This window comes from Paeniglutamicibacter sp. ORCA_105 (assembly GCF_045798545.1).
Classification (GTDB): domain Bacteria; phylum Actinomycetota; class Actinomycetes; order Actinomycetales; family Micrococcaceae; genus Paeniglutamicibacter; species Paeniglutamicibacter sulfureus.
On the sequence record NZ_JBIXLM010000001.1, the window covers coordinates 24,767 to 42,545 of the forward strand.

The following is a 17,779-nucleotide window of genomic DNA, read 5'->3' on the forward strand; positions in this document are numbered from 1 at the left end:
ACTAATGGTTGGATTGCCTTGGCCGAGAATTGCCTCATGGGCTCCCCACCCGCCTTTGCGTAGGCTCCGGGATTACACTGGGGAACCATGGACACCTGGGAGCGCACACGCGAGGTCGCCAACTGGCTGAACCTGAGCACGATCAGCGGCCTGCTGCTGGCCGCCGTCACCGGATGCAACATCGAAGGCGGTGCGCGGGGAATCCTCTATGCGCGCAACTACACTCCGGTGCTTCCCAAGGCGGGAGCCTTCACCGTGGGCAACGTGGTTTTTTTCCGCCCTTCCCTGGGCACGCCGGCCCAGCGCCCCGCGCTGCTGTCCCACGAGGAAACACATGCCACCCAATACGCCTTGTGCCTGGGACTCCCCTTCATCCCCCTGTACTTTGCGGCGGCCGGCTATTCCTGGCTGCGCACCTCGGATCCGGCATCGCGGAACATCTTTGAACGCGCCGCCGATCTGCAGGCCGGCGGCTACCGTGAACGGCCGGTACGCAAGCTGCTCCCCGTGGTGGCAGCCGGCCTGCGACGGGGTCTTCGCCTCGCAACGGCAACCGCACGCACAACCAAGGGCACTCCGGCATGAAGCGCACACCGGCCATCACGGTGCGCGGGACAGCCTCCGCGACTGCAGTACCCGACGTCATGGGCATCTCTTTCACCGTCCAGGTTCACCATGCGCAAGCTGCGGAGGCCTTCGGGCTTGCCTCGGAGCGTGCCAGGGAAGTCATCGAGGCGGTGTTGGTTGCCGCCCCGGGAGCAAACCTGGCAACCACGGGAATCGCACTGGCCGCCCGCAACGCCTGGCGCAACGAGGAATCCGTGCTGGATGGCTACGATGCCGAAACCAACATCGAGGCCTCCGACCTGACGACGGACAACGTGACCTGGGTGTTGGCGGCCGCCGTGGCCGCCGGCGGGGACGCGTTGCGGATCCACTCGATGAATGCCGAGGTTTCCGACGCCGCCGACGCCCTGCGGAACGCCCGGGAATCGGCTTTCGCCCATGCACGTTCCAAGGCAGAGCATCTGGCCTCGCTCGCCGGAGCACGGCTCGGGCCCGTGCTACTGGTCCGCGAGGTCGCCGGCGAACCAGTGCTGCCGCTGCAACGCACCAAGTCCACCCAATTTGCGGCGCAGTCCATGCCGGTGGTTGCCGGCCGGCGGCAGCTGTCGGTGACGCTCGAGGTCCGCTGGGAACTCAGCGCCGATGACCCATCGCCGGAGGCGGGTGCCTAATACTCCGTGCCGGCGCCAAGCCTTGGTTCGGTGGCACCGGCCAAGGCCAGCTGTGCCACACATGCCACAGCCCGGGCATGGATCGCGATCCGGGGGGCGGCGGGATCCATCCAGGGAACATGGATGAACCCTGCGCGGAGCCCCGGCGCCCTTCCGGCGTGGTGCATCAGGGAATAGAACACCTGGTTGCAGACAAAGGTCCCGGCGGAATAGGAGATCTCGGCCTCGACGTCGCCGAGTTCGGCGGACGGGTCCCGCAGTGCCTGCAGGGCGGCTTTCAGCGGAAGGCCCGAGAAGTACGCGGCCGGTCCTCCCGCCAATACCGGCAGGTCGATGGGTTGGTCCCCGGCGTTGTCTGCGATCCGGGCGTCCAGGTGGTTGATGGCGACCTTTTCCAGCCCCAGTGCTCCGCGGCCCTCGGCCAGCCCGAGGCTGATCACCACGCGCGGCTGCCAGGTGGCCAACAGCTCTTCGAGCACCGCCGGGGCCGTGGCAAACACGCAGGGCAGTTCCGCGACCCGGGTCGCAATCCCCTGCTGCTCCAAGATGCTTGCGGCTTGGCGTGCGATGGACATCGAGGGGTTTGAGTCCCTGCCGCCGAAGGGTTCAAAACCGGTGAACAGGATCACCGGGTGGCACCTGCCAGGGTGTCGGCTAGCACCGCGCGGACGATGGGAAGGTCTGCAGGTATCCATTCCAAGGCCTCGAGTGCCTCGTGTTCCAAAGCGACCCAAGCCAGCTGGTCGTGGTCCTCGAGCGTGTCCGGGGTTCCGGCGGTGACCTCGGCAAACCACACGCGCATCGCTGCACGTTCGTTGAGCACCCATCCCTCGGGGACAGGACCGAAGACCTCGCTGCCCAGGGCAACTTCGATGCCGAGCTCCTCGGCCAGTTCGCGTTTCACGCCGTCTTCACAGGTCTCATCGGGTTCGAGCTTGCCTCCGGGAAATTCCCACATTCCCGCCAGCTCCGGCGGCGCGGTGCGTCGCGCGGCCAGCAGCCGGCTCGGGGACACGAGCGAGTCCAGGATCGCGGCGGCGACTATCTGTTTGTAGGCCATGGTCTTTGTCCTTTGTTGGGAAGCGTCGCGGAAGCCCCGAGGATATCGGGTTCGATGTAGATCACGCACGTGAGCGGAACGGCGGCTCGGATGCGTGTTTCGGCGTCGTCGATGGCGGAATCAACCGGCTTTTCGCCGTCGCGCAGTTGCGCGGCCGGCGACCTAGCCGCGTCGTTGCGCCCGTGCCGAGGCATAGAGGCACATCGTCGCAGCGGTTCCCACGTTGAGCGATTCGGCGATCCCGTACAGCGGCACAGCCACGCGGTGGTCGGCACCTGCAAGTTCGGCTTCGTCCAGGCCCTGGCCCTCGTTTCCGAAAAGCCACACCGTCTGGTCTTCCAGCGCCGGTTCCCCTTCGGGCGCTGCTGCCCCGGCCCCGGCGCGCCGTGCGGCGCTGGCATCCTGGAGCGCATCCAAATCAGCGGCAGCGTAGCCGTCGGCTGCAAGAACGGTGCTGCCCTGGCCCTTGAACGCGGCAAGGACTTCACCCAAATCGACATTGGTGACGATAGGCAGGTGGAAGACGGAACCGACGGTGGAACGCACGGCCTTGGGGTTGTAGATGTCTACGCTTCCCGAGGTCAGCACCACTGCGTCGGCGCCCGCTGCGTCCGCTGCCCTGATGATCGTGCCGGCGTTGCCCGGATCCTGCACGCGGCACAATACGGCCACGAGGCGGGGCTTGCCGGCAGCCACCTCCTGCAGGTTGGTTTCGGGGATGATGCACACGGCCACGATCCCCTGTGGTGTCACGGTGTCGGCCATCGCCGCCAAGACTTCCTGGCTGACCAGTCGCGTATGGATGCCGTCGGCCTTGTTGGCCATGACCTCGAGTTCCGGATAACGGTCCAGGCAGTCTTCGGTGGCATAGACGGCCCGAACCACGGGGGCCCGGCCCTGTTCGGCATTTTCAAGGTGAAGGCGCAAGGCCTCGCGGACGGCCTGTGGGCCTTCGGTCAGGAACTCGCCGCTGCGGGCGCGTCCCGTGCGGGTGGCCAGTCGGGCCACTTCGCGAACCTTTTCGGCACGAACATTGGTCATGGTCACTTCGTTGTCTCCGGCAAGATTCATGGGAATGACTTTACCGGGGATACGCCAAAGGGACGGAATCGCAAACGATTCCGTCCCTTTGGACTAGAGCTTTATGAGCTCAAGGACTAGGCGTCCTTGATCTGCTGGCGGGATTCTCCGCCTGCAGGCTCGAAGCCGGCTGCCTTGGCAGACTCAATGCTGTTGAACCAGTATTCGGCAACAGTCTGGTCGTACCAGGTCGAACCCGGGACGTGGTACTTGTTGGAACCGGCGTTGCCCTTGATGATGAATCCGGCCGGAGCCTCTTCACCCTCGACACCCTTGACTGCACCGGCGGCCTCGGCCTTTTCGGCCGGGGTACCCTCTGCTGCCGGGGCTGCAACGGCAGCCTTCTTGGCCGGAGCCTTCTTGGCCGGTGCAACCGGAGCTGCGGCGGCGGCCTTGGGGGCGTTGACATCGGCCGGGAGGGCCTGCTTGGCAACTGCAACCAGTACGGCGAAAGCCTTGGCATCCGAAACGGCCAGCTCGGCCAGCATGCGGCGGTCAACCTCGACCGACGCAGCCTTCAGGCCCTGGATCAGGCGGTTGTACGTCAGGTCGTTGGCGCGGGATGCAGCGTTGATGCGCTGGATCCAGAGGCGACGGAAGTCACCCTTGCGCTTGCGGCGGTCGCCGTAGCTGTAAACGAACGAGTGGAGCAGCTGCTCCTTGGCCTTGCGGTACAAGCGCGAACGCTGACCGCGGTAGCCCTTGGCGCGTTCAAGAATGACGCGACGCTTCTTATGGGCGTTTACTGCCCGCTTCACACGTGCCACGTGTGTACTCCTTTGTTTCTGTTCCGCCTGGCCTCAAATATTGGGCCGGCAAAAAATCTTTATGTGGTCGGGAATCCAGGACAGGATTCCCAAGACGGACTGGTGTTAGAGACCGAGCATCCGCTTGATGGTCTTGACGTCCGCCTTGGCGACCAACTGGTCAGATGCCAGGCGACGGGTGATGCGGGAGGACTTGTGCTCCAGGTAGTGGCGGCGGTTGGCCTGCTGGCGCACGAGCTTGCCGCTACCGGTGAGCTTGAAGCGCTTCTTGGCGCCACTGTGGGTCTTGAACTTCGGCATATCCGCCGTTCTCCTTACTTGCTCCCGGGATCCTTTCGGACCGGGGGATCGTGCGGACTCCCGCGTTTGGGGGAATCCGTGGTTCTGGTGTTGCTCTTGCGAGCTGCCCTGCTCGGGGCGACCTTACTTGGTCGTCCCGGGCTTGGGCGCGCGGGTTGCGGGCTTCGGACCCGGCTTGCCCGCAGGCTTTGGTGGCATGGCCATCGGCTTGGGAACGGCCATTGGCTTCGGTGCCGCTGCCGGCTTGGCTGCGACGGCTGGCTTGGGGGCCGCTGCCGCTGCCGGCCTGCTGGCCGCCGGACGTGCTGCTGCCGGTGCCTTTGAGGCTGCCGGACGGCTTGAAGCCTCGCGGGCGGGTGCCGACCTGACAGGGGCCTTGGCCGCTGCTGGGGCTGTCCTGACCGGGGCGACCTTTGGTGCCGCGGCTGCTGCGGCCTCTTCAGCCGCTGCCTCCGCACGTACCTTGGCAAGCTTTTCCATGATGTCCGACTCGATGACATCGGCAACGGAGCCGCCGATGTCGCCCTGAGGCTCCGAGGTGTCCATCTTGGCCTTCGGGTTAGCTGCCTTGGCCTTGTCGGCATCGCGCTGTTCCAAGCGACGGGCTTCGGCCTTGGCCTCTGCCTTGTTCTTGAGAGGCCCGACAACCATGACCATGTTTCGGCCATCGATACGTGGCGTCGACTCAACCAAGCCAACCTCGGCAACTGCCTCGGCAAACTTGTTCAGCAGACGAATGCCCATTTCCGGACGCTGCTGTTCGCGGCCACGGAACTGGATCATGGCCTTGACCTTGTCACCGGCTCCCAGGAAGCGAAGTGCGTGTCCGACCTTGGTTTCGTAGTCGTGCGTGTCGATCTTCAGACGGAAACGAATTTCCTTCAGCACGGTGTTCGTCTGGTTCTTGCGCGTTTCACGTGCCTTGACTGCAGCCTCGTACTTGTACTTTCCGAAGTCCATCAACTTGCACACGGGAGGCTTGGCGGTGGGCGCCACCTCCACGAGATCAAGGTCGGACTCGACGGCAAGACGAAGTGCATCCTCAATACGGACAATGCCAACCTGTTCACCGGCAGGGCCGACAAGCCGCACCTCTGGGACGCGGATTCGATCATTAATGCGTGGATCGCTAATGTGTTGCTCCTGAGTAGTTCGAAGTTCGAGGCCACCGCAGCAAAAGGAAAGGCCCTCGGCTGCATGTGCAGGCGAAGGCCCCAGATTCGATCGATGAAAATTCATCCAGCCAACGAACCCCGCGGGGTCATCGGCACCGAACTTACCCGGCCGCCTGATTCGGCTGCTGCGGGTGGGAGTGGCCTCCACTTGCGTACTGGTTCCATGGCTCCTTGGTCACATCCACCCGGTGGGCGGCGCATCCAAGTACACGGATTCAGTCGGTCTATGGAAAGCTTAGCAGTATGAGCACCCCTGAAACCAATCCGGACTCCAACAACGCCACCAACGAGATCCGCGACATCGCCGAGGTGGCAGCCGTTGAAATCATCACCACCGCCGCCGTCCACCTCATGAGCGCCGCCGCAGTCAAATGCGGACTGGCCGAGGGCAACGACGCCGAAGAGCTGAAGGACCTTGACGAGGCCCGCAAGCTCATCACCGCCCTTGCAGGTTTGGTCGTCTCCGCATCCCCGGAAATCGGCTCCCAGCACGCCGGTCCGTTGCGCGACGGCCTGCGTTCGCTGCAGCTTGCCTTCCGCGAAGCCTCGACCTTCCCGGACGAGCCGGGCAAGGGCCCGGGCGAAAAGCTCACCGGCCCGGTGAACTAACACCCGCGTAACACTGCAAGATTTTGGCGGCTTGCGGTCGAGAGGTTGATCACAGGGCGGTTCCGGGCAGCCGGCACCGACTTGTTCCTCTTGGCCGCAGTGCCGAAAAATGCCCCGCTTCACGGCGGGGCATTTTTTGTCCCCCGGCTTACGCGTCCTGGATGAGTGTGCGTGCCCGGGTCGTGGCCCGGCGCCGGCGCACCTGCTGTGCCACCAACGCCACTGCGCACACCACGGCGGCAATGGCACCGACCACGATGAATCCCGCGTTTGCACCGAACGAGTCCACGGTGGCACCGGTGATCGGCGAACCCAGTGCCGTGCCGGTGGTCAATGCCGAGCCGTACCAGCCCATGGCCTCCCCGCGCCGCTTTTCCGCCACCAGGTCGGTCAACCATTCCGAGGCCGCCGAGAGCACCGGCGCGCACAGCATGCCGGGCAGGATCGAGAGCAGGGCGAGCGACCAGGTGCCGGTGGCGAACGCCATCGGGACGGTGAGCACCGCCATGGCCAGCAACAGCACAATCGGCGAGATGCGCCGGTTCTGGCTGCCGTAGATGAGCCCGCCCACCAGCGAGGCGCCGCACCAGAACAGGAAGACGATTCCCAGCTGGCCTTCGCTGTGCTGCGCGTCGAGCAGCGAAATGATGCCGACCTCGGTGCCCGAGAGCAGCAGCCCCGCGCCGGAGGCTGCAATGAACACCGCGATCACCGAGGCGCTGACCCAGCCGAACTTGTGACGGAAGCCGCGTCCGCGGGCGGAGATGCGCGCCCGCGTCGACTTGGCCCCGGCCAGGATCAACTCGCCCTCGACCTCTGCCAGGCCGCCGGGTCCGGCGGCGATCAGCGAGGCCTCCGCCCCGAGGCGTTCCTCGTGCGGGTTGGCCTGGGTGGCCACGGCTCCGGGCTGGCCGGACCTGGTGGGCGGATTCAGGATCATCAGCGCCACGCCGCTGAGCGATGCCGCGGCGGCGATCCCGATCATCCCGACGGTGGTGTCCAGTGATGTGGCCACGATCCCCGCTGTCGCCGGTCCGACGATGAAAACCAGTTCGGTGCCCATCGCATCCAGGGCGAAGGCCGAACGCCGGGTCTCCCCCGTGGTCATCACGCCCAGGGCGGTGCGGACCACGGAGAAGACCGGCAGGGAAAAGAGCCCGCCGGCGAACACCAGCGGAAGCACCCAGGTGAAGGAGACCTGGGGCACGATGCTCCACACCACGGCTTCGGCGATGATGGAGGGAATCAGCGCCCGACGCAGCCCGTACATGTCCACCACGTGCCCGCGCCAAGGCGCACCCAGGGCGATGCCAATGGTCATCAGCCCGACCACGAGACCGGCCGGGCCCCAGTCAAGTCCCAGTTCGTTGACCAGGTGCAGCAACAGGAGCAGGCCGACCGTGGCGTGCGGAAGCCGGGCCACCATGCCGATCAGCAGCAGCGGAGCCACACCCGGTTGCCGCAGCAGCTGGCCGTAGCGACCGAATTTCATGCCGGCGTGCCGGGATCCGAGGTTGGTCCTGCCTTCAGGGCCACCTCGAGCGAGTCGACGTTGTGGGCAAAGTCCGAGTTGGCCGACAACCGCGCGTGGATACGCGAGACGCACTCGCGGGCCCCTGCCTCGTCGATACCCGGGCGGAAGGTGAATTCAAGGCGCAGTTCCGGTCCGGAACCCCCACCGGGCACGGACGTGCCGGCCGAGGTGCGCGACCCCACCCCGTGTCCCGGTGCCATGTGGATCGCGGCGAGCGCCGCTTCGCTCGCGGCCTGTTCGGCAACCACGGCTGCCAGCTCCTCGCTGAGGTAGCTGGGGGTCCAGTCCTCTTGCCGGGCAAGCGCCCACATGCCCGGACGGCGCAGCACGAAGGTGAAGTCGGCGCCGGGGTCCAGGACCAGCATTTGGGCTTCCTCGCTCACGGCCGAAAGTGCAGCCCGCGGGGCGTAGACGGCCACGGGGCGCGCCTCGGCATGCCAGGCCTGGAGGTTCTCGACACTGCTGAACACCGGCAGGGCCTTCCGGCCGTCGGGAGCCGAGAGGGTGACCAGAGCCATGTCGGCTTCCTTGTCCGCGGCAAAGCCGTGTTCCCCCATGCCGCCTTCGGCCAGCTGGGCCACGACGGCAATGTAGACGCGGGCCCCTGCAAGGGCGGCATGGACCTGTTGTTCGGTGCCGGTTCCGGCGATGAGGCCCTCGAGTGCCGCCTTGAGTTGCGCGTCGATCAGGCCGTTGTCGTTGTCGAAGTTGTGCAGCGGGTTTCCCTCGCCGCCGAGGTCCCGGCCTTCCCAGCTTTGCCCCGCGGAATCTCCGGGCCCGCCGGCGCGCGCCAGGGCGGCGGCGATATGTCCGGGCAGGTGGCGCTCTGCGCCTTGTCCGGTGGGGGAAGAAGGAGAATTCGTGCTCATATGCACATGCTATCTTGCGCCCGCATCAGGGGTGGATCGCGGGATTCGGTGCCTGTGGCCCGGGCGCCCATGTACAGGGCCGATTCGTTGGGTGCCGGCGCCCCGGCGGTGTGGTGAAGCTCGCTCGGAGACACAGATGGGGGCAGTGCCGCAACGCGGCACTGCCCCCATCCGATCGATGCCTACCTGTTGCCGCCCGAAAGCGGCGGCCGCTGGATGCTAGCGGCGGCCTGCCACGTCCAGTGCTTCGGCCATGGTGAACTTGCCGGCGTAAAGCGCCTTGCCCACGATCGCGCCTTCAACGCCGTTGGGGACCAGTTCGCGCAAAACGCGCAGGTCCTCAAGGCTGGAGATGCCGCCGGAGGCGATGACCGGCTTGGCGGTGCGCTTGCACATTTCGGCGAGCAGTTCGACGTTGGGTCCGCGCAGCGTTCCGTCCTTGGTCACGTCGGTGACCACGTAGCGGGCGCATCCGGCGTCTTCCAGGCGGGCCAGGACCTCCCAGATGTCCCCGCCCTCCTTGGTCCAGCCGCGGCCGGACAGCGTGGTTCCGCGCACGTCCAGGCCCACGGCGATCTTGTCGCCGTGGCGGGCGATGGCCCGTGCGGTCCACTCCGGGTCTTCCAGGGCGGCGGTGCCCAGATTGACTCGGGTGGCGCCGAATTCCAGGGCGCGGTCGAGGGACTCGTCGTCGCGGATGCCGCCGGAGAGCTCGACCTTGATGGTCAGTTCCTTGGCAATGCGGCCCAGGATCTCGGTGTTGTGGCCGCGGCCGAAGGCAGCGTCCAGGTCCACCAGGTGCACCCATTCGGCCCCTGCGTTCTGCCACGCAAGTGCTGCCTCAAGCGGGTCGCCGTATCCGGTTTCGGATCCGGCCTCGCCCTGGACCAGGCGCACGGCCTGGCCGTCGGCCACGTCCACGGCGGGCAGCAATTCCAGGATGTTGTTTTGGTTCTCGGTCATGATCATTCCTTGGTTTTTCCGGGCCGGCGCATTGGGGCCGGGTGATGCGAGGCGGGGCCGGCAACGATCGTGCCGACCGGTGGGGGTGCCGGTTAAAGCGTCAGGGCGTAGGCGGCGAAGAGCGCCATCCCGGCCAGCACCCAGGCGGCGATGATCCAGGAGATATGGGCGCGTTGCTGGCGCAGCGAGAGCGCTCCGCCGGCCAGCAGGCCGGCGACTGCCATGAGGATGATGGACCACATGGCCTAGAGGGTCCCCAACCAGTTGCGCAGCAATTTGGCCCCGGCCTCGCCGGACTTCTCCGGGTGGAATTGCAGGGCGCACAGGGGCCCGTTCTCGATCCCGGCAATGAAGGGAACGCCGTGTTCGGCCCAGGTGACTTGCGGCGGGACCATCTTGGGCTGGGCGACGTCGAAGTTCCATTCCTGCACCGCGTAGGAGTGCACGAAGTAGAAGCGCTCGTCCTCGATACCGGCAAAGAGCTTGCTTCCGGCCGGCGGGGTAACGGTGTTCCATCCCATGTGCGGAACGACCGGGGCCTTGAGCAGCTCCACGGTGCCGGGCCATTCGGCCAGTCCCGGGGTGCGGATCCCGTGTTCCACGCCCTCGTCGAAGAAGACCTGGTGTCCGACACAGACGCCGAGCACCGGGCGACCGCCGGCGATGCGGCGTCCGATCCAGCGGATGGCACCGACATCCTTCAGTGCCTGCATGACGGCGGCAAAGGCACCGACGCCGGGAACGAAGAGCCCGTCGCATTCCAGGATATCCTCGGGCTTGGCCGAGAGCTTGACCTCGGCGCCGGCTGCCTCAAGGGCCCTGACGGCCGAGCGGACGTTGCCGGAACCGTAGTCAAGGACGGTGACTGTCTTGGCCGCCATCTACAGCGCACCCTTCGTGGACGGGATGGCGTCGCCGATGCGGGCATCGGGTTGCACGGCTTCGCGCAGGGCGCGGGCAAATGCCTTGAACTGGGCCTCGACGATGTGGTGCGGGTCGCGTCCGGAAAGCACCTCGATGTGGGCGCAGATCTGGGCGTGGAAGGTCAGCGCCTCGAAGACGTGCCGGGTCATCGACCCGGTGAAGTGGCCGCCGATCAGGTGGTATTCCTGGCCTGCGGGCTCGCCGCCGTGGACCAGGTAGGGGCGCCCGGAGATGTCGACAACGGCGCGTGCCAGTGCCTCGTCCAGCGGGGCATAGGCGGTGCCGAAGCGGGTGATGCCCGCCTTGTTTCCCAGGGCGGTGCGCAGCACCTCGCCAATGGTGATGGCGGTGTCTTCGACGGTGTGGTGCACGTCGATGTGGATGTCTCCGGTGGCGCGCACCGTCAGGTCGATCAGCGAATGCTTCGAAAGCGCGGTCAGCATGTGGTCGTAGAACGGGACGCCGGTGCTGATTTCCGAGCGGCCGGTGCCGTCCAGATCAAGTTCGACAAAGACGGAGGACTCGCTGGTGATGCGTTCGAGGCGAGCGCGACGACCCGTGAGTTTTTCGGCAGACATGCACATTCCTTTAGATCAGGCGTTGAGACGAGGATGTGGTGCGGCGGCTGGCTGGTGCGCGACCGGGCATTTCGTGAAATTCGCCCGCCGCGTCCAGCGCCACCCCACCAAGTTTAGCGTTAGTGCGTGTGAGGACCCTGATCGAGCAGTTCCTCGAGACGGACAAGGAATGCGGTGGTTTCGTCCTCGGTGCCCGCGGTGACCCGAAGGTGGCCGGGAATCCCGACATCCCTGATGATCACGCCGGCCTCCAGCAGGCCCTCCCAGATGGCCTTGGTGTCCTTGACTCCCCCGAAGAACACGAAGTTTGAATCGCTGGAGGCAGGGCGCAGCCCCATGCGCGTGAGCTCGTTGACGATCCGGTCCCGCTGGACCTTGATGGCCTCGACGTTGGCCAGCAGGATGTCTGAGTGCTTCAGCGCCGCATTCGCGGTCGCCTGGGTGACTGCCGAAAGGTGGTACGGCAGGCGCACCAGGCGGATCGCGTCGGTGACCTCCGGGGCCGCGGCAAGGTAGCCGAGGCGTGCTCCGGCCAGGGCGAAGGCCTTGGACATGGTGCGCGAGACAATGAGCCGCTCGCGACCGGGCAGCAGGGACAACGCCGAAGGCGTCCCGGTGTGGGCAAACTCCGCGTAGGCCTCGTCAACGATCACGATGGCGTTGCTGGCCCGGCCGGCTTCGTAGACGGCTTCGACGACGTCGAGTCCCAACGCGGTACCGGTGGGATTGTTGGGCGAACACAGGATGACGATGTTCGGCGCGGCCTCACGAACCTGTGCCGCCGCATCCTCCGCCGAAAGTCCATAGTCCTCGGAACGGATTCCCGCAACGTAGGTGGTGTCGGTCCCGGCTGCCAGCAGCGGATACATGGAGTAGGTGGGAGGGAAACTCAGGACGGTGCGGCCCGGCCCGCCAAAGGCCTGCAGGATTTGCTGGAGCACTTCGTTGGATCCGTTGGCTGCCCAGATGTTGTCCGCTTCGAGCCCGTGGCCCAGGAACGCGGCAAGACGTTCACGCAATTCGGTGAATTCACGGTCGGGATAACGGTTCAATCCCACGGCGGCCGCGGAGACTTCTTCGACGATGGCGCGATGCACTTCCGCGGGTAGCGGGTGGGTGTTTTCGTTGACGTTCAACTGAATCGGTACGTCAATTTGGGGAGCACCGTAGGGTTCGAGACCTTGAAGATTTTCTCGCAGGGGCAGATTTGCCAGGCGATTTAGCCGTTCATTCACGGGCCAAGTCTACGGCGGTGGCAGGTGGGGCCAAGAATCTTCGCCGGCGCGGAGGGTAATAATCGGTTCGCAATGCCTTGTATCGGCGCCCATGGGAGCGCCGGTGCGGGGGCTAGCTTCCGGTGGGAACGAAGAGTTCGGCACCGGGGTGCAGCACCGAGCTGTTGAGGTTGTTGAGGTCGCCGATCTGTTGAACCGCATCGCGGGGTTCGAGCTGCGGAGCGAACTCGCGGGCAATCCCCCACAGCGTGTCGCCTTCGATGACGGTGACGCTGACCGCGTCAACGCCCAGGGGCACTTCCGCCGATGCGTTGGCCGGGGAAAGGAACAGGCCCAGGAGCATCAGTGCTGCGGCACTCACCACGAAGATGGGCAGTCCGATCAGCACGAACTTTCCGCGACGGGTGAGCCGCAGGGGTGCCAGCGTTGGCTGGGATTCGGGCAGGTAGTCGTTGGATGGTACAAGGTGGAGCGGGGCCGAGAAAGCAGTGTTTGCCACGTCTTTGCCTTTCCTCTGAATTCACTTGGCCGGCCGGGACCCTGGGGCGCCTAGTCGAACACGTGACGATTATTCGAACGCATCTTTCGAACATGTGTTCGTAGTGCGTATCTTATTTCTAGCACTTTTCGACGACACGTGTCCAGATCTGTTCGAACAAATCTTTGAAAGCAGTGACTTTGTCTACTAGGATGTTGGTTGTGAAGCGATGTATTTACTACATCAACCCACACCGACAATTTGCGGCACGCGCGGGCAACCGGCGACGATCGGGATGAGGCATTGACAATGACGACCGAACAACGAACCCCTCGACGCGACGCGAAGAGCCTGACCATTCGCCAGAAGAAGGTCCTGGAGACCATCCAGCGCTCCGTGAGCAGCAACGGCTACCCGCCGTCGATGCGTGAAATCGGGGACGCCGTGGGACTTGCCAGCCTATCGAGCGTGACCCACCAGCTCAGCCAACTCGAGAAACTTGGCTACATCAGGCGCGATCCGCGCCGCCCGCGGGCCATGGAGATCCTGCTGCCGTTGCAGCTCAAGAGCGAGGCAAAGCTCGAGGTGGTGGAGGGCCAGTCGGATCTCAGGGCCGCCAACGGCATGAACGTCTCGGAACTGACAACCTCCGCGGACACCGCCATGGTCCCCCTGGTGGGGCGCATTGCCGCCGGCGGACCGATCCTGGCCGACCAGGCGATCGAGGACGTTTTCGCCTTGCCGCGCCAGCTGGTGGGGCATGGCGAGCTCTTCATGCTCAAGGTCAGCGGCGACTCCATGATCGATGCCGCCATCTGCGACGGCGACTGGGTTGTCGTGAGGCGCCAGCCGACGGCGAACAACGGCGACATCGTCGCCGCGTTGCTCGAGGACGAAGCCACGGTGAAGACCTTCCGCCAGCGCGATGGCCACACCTGGCTTTTGCCGCAGAACTCCCGATACGAACCGATCCTTGGTGACGCCGCAACCGTCATGGGCAAGGTCGTATCGGTCATGCGCTCCGTCTAGGTCCGCAGCCACAACTCATCCCGCAACACAGCGAGGGCCGATCATCGGATCGGCCCTCGCTGTTGTTTGCGCACCCTGCACATCTCCCGCGACCGGGATGCCGACAAGGCAACGTGCTCAGCCCTCGCTGAGCCTTTCGAGCGCGGAAATGACGGTGGCCTTGTTCGGTGTTGCCCACAGCGGTGGCAGGGAAGCCCGCAGGAACGTTCCGTAGCGTTCGGTGGCCAGGCGCGAATCGAGCACCGCGACCACGCCCTTGTCGTTGACCGAGCGGATCAGGCGGCCCGCTCCCTGTGCCAGACGCACCGCTGCATGGCTTGCGGCCACGGCCATGAAACCGTTTCCGCCGTGCTTGGCGACATCGCGGCTGCGTGCCGAGGAGAGCGGATCATCCGGGCGCGGGAACGGGATCTTGTCGATGATGACCAACCGGCAGGCGTTGCCCGGCACATCGACGCCCTGCCACAGCGTCATCGTCCCAAAGAGGCAGGTATCGGGCTCCGCCGAGAACTGGTCGACCAACGCCTTCATGCTGGACTCGCCCTGGCACAGGATGGGGATGTCCAGGCGTGCGCGCAGGATCTCCGCAGCGTCCTCGGCCGCGCGGCGGGAGGTAAACAGTGCCAGCGCCCCGCCGTTGGAGGCCTTGATGAGATCCTCGATCTCTGCAAGCGTCTCCTGGGACATTTGGCGCCCGGGCTTGGGCAGGTGCTTGGCAACGTAGAGGATGCCCTGCTTGGGATAGTCGAAGGGACTGCCGACGTCGACGCCGTTCCAAGTCGGCGCCCCGTCGCCCACGAGCCCCAGGGATCCTGCCACCGGCTCGAACGCTGCACCGATGGCCAGGGTTGCGCTCGTGAGGATGACGGTCCGGCCGTCGAAGAGGCCTTCCCTGAGTTTTCCCGCCACCGAGAGCGGTGCAACCATCAAGGTGGGCTGGCTTGACTCGTCCGGTTGGACATAGCCCTCCCCCGGGCTGAAATGGCCGGGCCGCGAGGCCCAGATCACCTCGCGCTCCTCGGTCATTTCAAGCATCTTGGTGCATTGCTCCACCAGGTACATGACCTGCGAGCGGGCCATCTGGCGTCCTCCGTCGGCCGGTGCGTTGGCCTCGGGCTTGGAGTCGGAGAGCACCACGCGCGCGGCCTCGGCGATCTGGTTGATCGCCGCTTCCTGGTCCTCGTTCAGTCCGCGGGCCATGAGCCCGGTGGGGACGCCCTCCAGGGCACGCTGCAGGGCCTTGGCGCCCTGGTTCAGCGCGTCCACGCTCACCGAGCAGTGCTTGCGGGCAGCCGAAGCGGCGGTCTGGACCATGTTGACCGACAGCGGCCGCGTCACCGAGCTGGTCACGCGGTCCTGCAGTTCGTGGGCCTCGTCAATGATGACGGTGTCGAAGTCCGGCAACACGGCCAGGCCCTCGAAGGCCGAGACGGCCAGCATGGCGTGGTTGGTGATCACCACGTCGGCGTCGGCCGCGCGGGCACGTGCCAGTTCGCTAAAGCATTCGGCGGCCATGGGGCACTTTTGCGCGCCCAGGCAGTCCATCGCGCTGACCGAAACCTGGCGCCAGGCCTTGTCGCTGACTCCCGGGGTCAGGTCGTCGCGGTCACCGCTGTCGGTTCGCTCGGCCCACTGCCGCAGGCGCACCACTTCCTGGCCCAGGGCAGAGCCGGGGCCCTCGGAGGAACCTCCGAGAACGGGGGTGCCGGATTCCATGGAAAACAGGGCGCCCTCGTCGTCGTCCGGGTATCCGCCGCTGAGCTTGTACTGGCACACGTAGTTGGAGCGGCCCTTGACCAAGGCCACTTCCATCTCGCGTGGCAGCTTGTCCTTCAGGGACGTCAACAGGCGCGGCACATCGCGCCCGACGATCTGTGCCTGCAGGGCGAGGGTTGCGGTGGAAATCACCACAGGTTTTTCGGATCCCAGCGCGTGCGCCAGCGCCGGAACCAGATAGGCCATGGACTTGCCGGTTCCGGTTCCCGCCTGCACCAGCAGGTGTTCACCGGTTTCCATGGCGCGCACGACCTGGCGTGTCATCTCGTGCTGGCCCGGACGGCTTTGCCCGCCCATGCTGGACACTGCTTCGTCCAACAGGGCGATGACCTCTGATTCCTCAGCCATGAATACTAAATTGCTCCACTTCTGCGGCCATGCTTTCGCGGACCTTGACCATCATGCGGGTTCCCGTTTCGGTGTGTTCGACGGCCAGGATCTCGGCCTCGGCGCCGTGGAGCTTGTTGACCACGTCGCCTCGATCATAGGGAATCATCAATTCTAGTTGGACATTGGGCCTCGGGATTGCGGCGCTGATCCGGGCCTGCAATTCGTCGATGCCTTCGCCGGTGCGCGCCGAGACGATGACGTGGTTCGGCTCGCGCTGGCGCAGGCGCTCGACCACGAACGGGTCAGCGACATCCGCCTTGTTCAAGACGATGATCTCCGGGATGTTGCGTGCGTCGACGTCGTTGAGCACCTCGCGCACGGCCTGGATCTGGCCTTCCGGGTCCGGGTGCGACGCATCCACAACGTGCAGGATCAAATCGGCGTCGGCCACTTCCTCCAAGGTGGAGCGGAAGGCCTCGATCAGCTGGGTGGGCAACGACTTCACGAAGCCGACGGTGTCAGCGAGTGTATAGGTCAGCCCGTCGCTGGTTTCGGCCTGGCGGACCGTGGGATCCAGCGTTGCGAACAGGGCGTTTTCGACCAGTGCCCCGGCATCCGTGAGCCGGTTGAGCAACGAGGACTTGCCGGCATTGGTGTACCCGGCAATAGCCACCGACGGCACCGCATTGCGCTTGCGGTTCGCGCGCTTGGACTCGCGGGCCGGCAGCATTCCCTTGATCTCCTTGCGGAGCTTTGCCATGCGGTCGCGGATGCGCCGGCGGTCCAGTTCGATCTTGGTTTCACCCGGGCCGCGGGATCCGATGCCGCCGCCTGCAGCACCCACGCGGCCACCGGCCTGGCGGGACATCGAGTCGCCCCAGCCGCGCAGGCGCGGCAGGAGGTATTCGAGCTGGGCGAGTTCGACCTGGGCGCGGCCCTCGTGGCTTTTGGCGTGCTGGGCAAAGATGTCCAGGATCAAGGCGGTGCGGTCAATGACCTTGACCTTGACAACGTCTTCCAGGGCACGGCGCTGCGACGGGGCGAGTTCGGTGTCGATGATGACGGTGTCGGCACCGGTGGCCGCCACGATTTCGCGCAATTCCAAGGCCTTGCCCGATCCCAGGTACGTGCCGGGATCCGGCTTTGCACGGCGCTGCACCATTCCGTCGAGTACTTCCGAACCCGCGGTCTCGGCCAGTGCCGCCAACTCGCGCAGCGAGTTTTCCGCATCCTGGGCGGTCCCCTCGTTCCAAATGCCGGCGAGCACGACGCGCTCGAGGCGCAGCTGGCGGTATTCGACCTCGGTGACGTCCTCGAGTTCGGTTGAAAGGCTGGCGCCGCGCCTCAGGGCTCGGCGTTCGGCCAACTCCTGCTGGTCGCCGTCGGAGGAGGAATGCTCGCCGGTGAACTTGCTCAGGGCCTGGGCCCGTCCGGAAAGCACGCCCTCGTCTTCGGGTGCGCCGAAGTGGCTGCTCTTGCTGGCTGCGGCCTTGTCGCTGGCTAGGATCCGTTCGATGGCGGCTTGGAGCTTGGCCTCGTCCATCTCGTTGTCCTGCGGGCCGGAAGTTTGTGGATTGGTCATGTTCCCCTTAGTTTGCTGTATTCCAGAATAGTGCCCCGCACCCACAGAAGCGGCGTTGTGCGTGGATTGGTTGCTTGGATGTCCGGGTTCGGTGAATGGATGCATGGTTTGCTCCCTGGGCTGGGTGCCGCGCGTGGGTCGGCAAGCGCCGAATTTGGTGTCAGTGTCAGTGGCACGATCGAGTCGGAGTCTCGCTCGTGCTGGGGATGGCGATTGCGTGGGGCCGGCGCCTGCATACGCGGCGGGGGCCAT

Annotated in this window: 20 protein-coding genes; 4 read left to right on the top strand and 16 right to left on the bottom strand. The window is 65.5% G+C overall.

The genetic code is table 11. The annotated features are described in order from the left end of the window. The first annotated feature begins 87 nt into the window (after positions 1 to 87). Both ACIPUB_RS00105 and ACIPUB_RS00110 read left to right on the top strand, forming a co-directional pair. Positions 88 to 585, top strand: coding sequence for a hypothetical protein (locus tag ACIPUB_RS00105; protein ID WP_407605576.1), 498 nt, complete (start codon positions 88 to 90; stop codon positions 583 to 585). Further along, positions 582 to 1,238, top strand: a complete 657-nt coding sequence (locus ACIPUB_RS00110) for an SIMPL domain-containing protein (RefSeq protein WP_407605577.1) — start codon at positions 582 to 584, stop codon at positions 1,236 to 1,238. Before ACIPUB_RS00105 ends, ACIPUB_RS00110 begins: the two co-directional genes overlap by 4 nt. Here the strand turns inward: ACIPUB_RS00110 and ACIPUB_RS00115 are convergent. From ACIPUB_RS00115 to infC, 6 genes are all read right to left on the bottom strand, one after another. Beyond that, positions 1,235 to 1,867, bottom strand: coding sequence for a pyroglutamyl-peptidase I (locus tag ACIPUB_RS00115; protein ID WP_407605578.1), 633 nt, complete (start codon positions 1,865 to 1,867; stop codon positions 1,235 to 1,237). The genes ACIPUB_RS00110 and ACIPUB_RS00115 overlap by 4 nt on opposite strands. After that, complete coding sequence (locus tag ACIPUB_RS00120) at positions 1,864 to 2,298, bottom strand: (deoxy)nucleoside triphosphate pyrophosphohydrolase (RefSeq protein WP_302262537.1); 435 nt, start codon at positions 2,296 to 2,298, stop codon at positions 1,864 to 1,866. The genes ACIPUB_RS00115 and ACIPUB_RS00120 overlap by 4 nt, the downstream gene beginning before the upstream one ends. 162 nt (positions 2,299 to 2,460) lie before the next feature. Continuing rightward, positions 2,461 to 3,369, bottom strand: coding sequence for a TrmH family RNA methyltransferase (locus tag ACIPUB_RS00125; RefSeq protein ID WP_407605579.1), 909 nt, complete (start codon positions 3,367 to 3,369; stop codon positions 2,461 to 2,463). 86 nt (positions 3,370 to 3,455) lie between these two features. After that, positions 3,456 to 4,145: a 50S ribosomal protein L20 gene (gene rplT, locus ACIPUB_RS00130; protein ID WP_407605580.1), complete on the bottom strand. Its 690-nt coding sequence runs from the start codon at positions 4,143 to 4,145 to the stop codon at positions 3,456 to 3,458. A 105-nt stretch (positions 4,146 to 4,250) separates the two neighbouring features. Continuing rightward, positions 4,251 to 4,445, bottom strand: a complete 195-nt coding sequence (rpmI, locus tag ACIPUB_RS00135) for a 50S ribosomal protein L35 (RefSeq protein WP_217390565.1) — start codon at positions 4,443 to 4,445, stop codon at positions 4,251 to 4,253. Positions 4,446 to 4,568: 123 nt separating this feature from the next. Continuing rightward, complete coding sequence (gene infC, locus ACIPUB_RS00140) at positions 4,569 to 5,537, bottom strand: translation initiation factor IF-3 (RefSeq protein ID WP_407605581.1); 969 nt, start codon at positions 5,535 to 5,537, stop codon at positions 4,569 to 4,571. Positions 5,538 to 5,863: 326 nt separating this feature from the next. Between infC and ACIPUB_RS00145 the strand changes: the two genes are divergently transcribed. Beyond that, positions 5,864 to 6,229: a DUF1844 domain-containing protein gene (locus tag ACIPUB_RS00145; protein ID WP_264270288.1), complete on the top strand. Its 366-nt coding sequence runs from the start codon at positions 5,864 to 5,866 to the stop codon at positions 6,227 to 6,229. A 148-nt stretch (positions 6,230 to 6,377) separates the two neighbouring features. Here ACIPUB_RS00145 and ACIPUB_RS00150 read toward each other — a convergent pair whose 3' ends face one another. The 8 genes from ACIPUB_RS00150 to ACIPUB_RS00185 form a co-directional block, all read right to left on the bottom strand. Then, entirely contained in the window at positions 6,378 to 7,721 is a 1,344-nt protein-coding gene (locus ACIPUB_RS00150; protein ID WP_407605582.1) for an MFS transporter, read from the bottom strand. Beyond that, a complete protein-coding gene (locus ACIPUB_RS00155) occupies positions 7,718 to 8,632 on the bottom strand; it encodes an SseB family protein (protein WP_407605583.1) in 915 nt (304 codons plus the stop codon). The genes ACIPUB_RS00150 and ACIPUB_RS00155 overlap by 4 nt, the downstream gene beginning before the upstream one ends. A gap of 219 nt (positions 8,633 to 8,851) precedes the next feature. Further along, positions 8,852 to 9,595: a bifunctional 1-(5-phosphoribosyl)-5-((5-phosphoribosylamino)methylideneamino)imidazole-4-carboxamide isomerase/phosphoribosylanthranilate isomerase PriA gene (gene priA, locus ACIPUB_RS00160; RefSeq protein ID WP_407605584.1), complete on the bottom strand. Its 744-nt coding sequence runs from the start codon at positions 9,593 to 9,595 to the stop codon at positions 8,852 to 8,854. 92 nt (positions 9,596 to 9,687) lie between these two features. Next, positions 9,688 to 9,837 carry a hypothetical protein gene (locus ACIPUB_RS00165; protein ID WP_264270292.1) on the bottom strand — a complete coding sequence of 50 codons (150 nt, stop codon included), beginning with the start codon at positions 9,835 to 9,837 and terminating at the stop codon, positions 9,688 to 9,690. Between the two features lie 3 nt (positions 9,838 to 9,840). Then, a complete protein-coding gene (hisH, locus tag ACIPUB_RS00170) occupies positions 9,841 to 10,476 on the bottom strand; it encodes an imidazole glycerol phosphate synthase subunit HisH (RefSeq protein WP_264270293.1) in 636 nt (211 codons plus the stop codon). Then, the gene (gene hisB / locus ACIPUB_RS00175) at positions 10,477 to 11,097 is read right to left on the bottom strand and encodes an imidazoleglycerol-phosphate dehydratase HisB (protein WP_264270294.1); all 621 of its coding nucleotides are present in this window, start codon (positions 11,095 to 11,097) and stop codon (positions 10,477 to 10,479) included. A 119-nt stretch (positions 11,098 to 11,216) separates the two neighbouring features. After that, entirely contained in the window at positions 11,217 to 12,332 is a 1,116-nt protein-coding gene (locus ACIPUB_RS00180; RefSeq protein WP_407605585.1) for a histidinol-phosphate transaminase, read from the bottom strand. A 112-nt stretch (positions 12,333 to 12,444) separates the two neighbouring features. Next, a complete protein-coding gene (locus ACIPUB_RS00185; protein ID WP_407605586.1) occupies positions 12,445 to 12,831 on the bottom strand; it encodes a LysM peptidoglycan-binding domain-containing protein in 387 nt (128 codons plus the stop codon). A 288-nt stretch (positions 12,832 to 13,119) separates the two neighbouring features. Here ACIPUB_RS00185 and lexA point away from each other — a divergent pair, with 288 nt between their 5' ends. After that, positions 13,120 to 13,839 (top strand): transcriptional repressor LexA, encoded by a 720-nt coding sequence (gene lexA / locus ACIPUB_RS00190; protein ID WP_264270297.1) that lies wholly within the window; start codon positions 13,120 to 13,122, stop codon positions 13,837 to 13,839. Positions 13,840 to 13,956: 117 nt separating this feature from the next. On the opposite strand, the gene ACIPUB_RS00195 is transcribed toward lexA, so the two are convergent. Further along, the gene (locus ACIPUB_RS00195) at positions 13,957 to 15,963 is read right to left on the bottom strand and encodes an ATP-dependent DNA helicase (RefSeq protein ID WP_264270298.1); all 2,007 of its coding nucleotides are present in this window, start codon (positions 15,961 to 15,963) and stop codon (positions 13,957 to 13,959) included. Continuing rightward, on the bottom strand, positions 15,956 to 17,527 hold the full coding sequence (gene hflX / locus ACIPUB_RS00200; RefSeq protein WP_310288435.1) for a GTPase HflX: 1,572 nt from the start codon (positions 17,525 to 17,527) through the stop codon (positions 15,956 to 15,958). Before hflX ends, ACIPUB_RS00195 begins: the two co-directional genes overlap by 8 nt. Between the last annotated feature and the right edge of the window lie 252 nt (positions 17,528 to 17,779).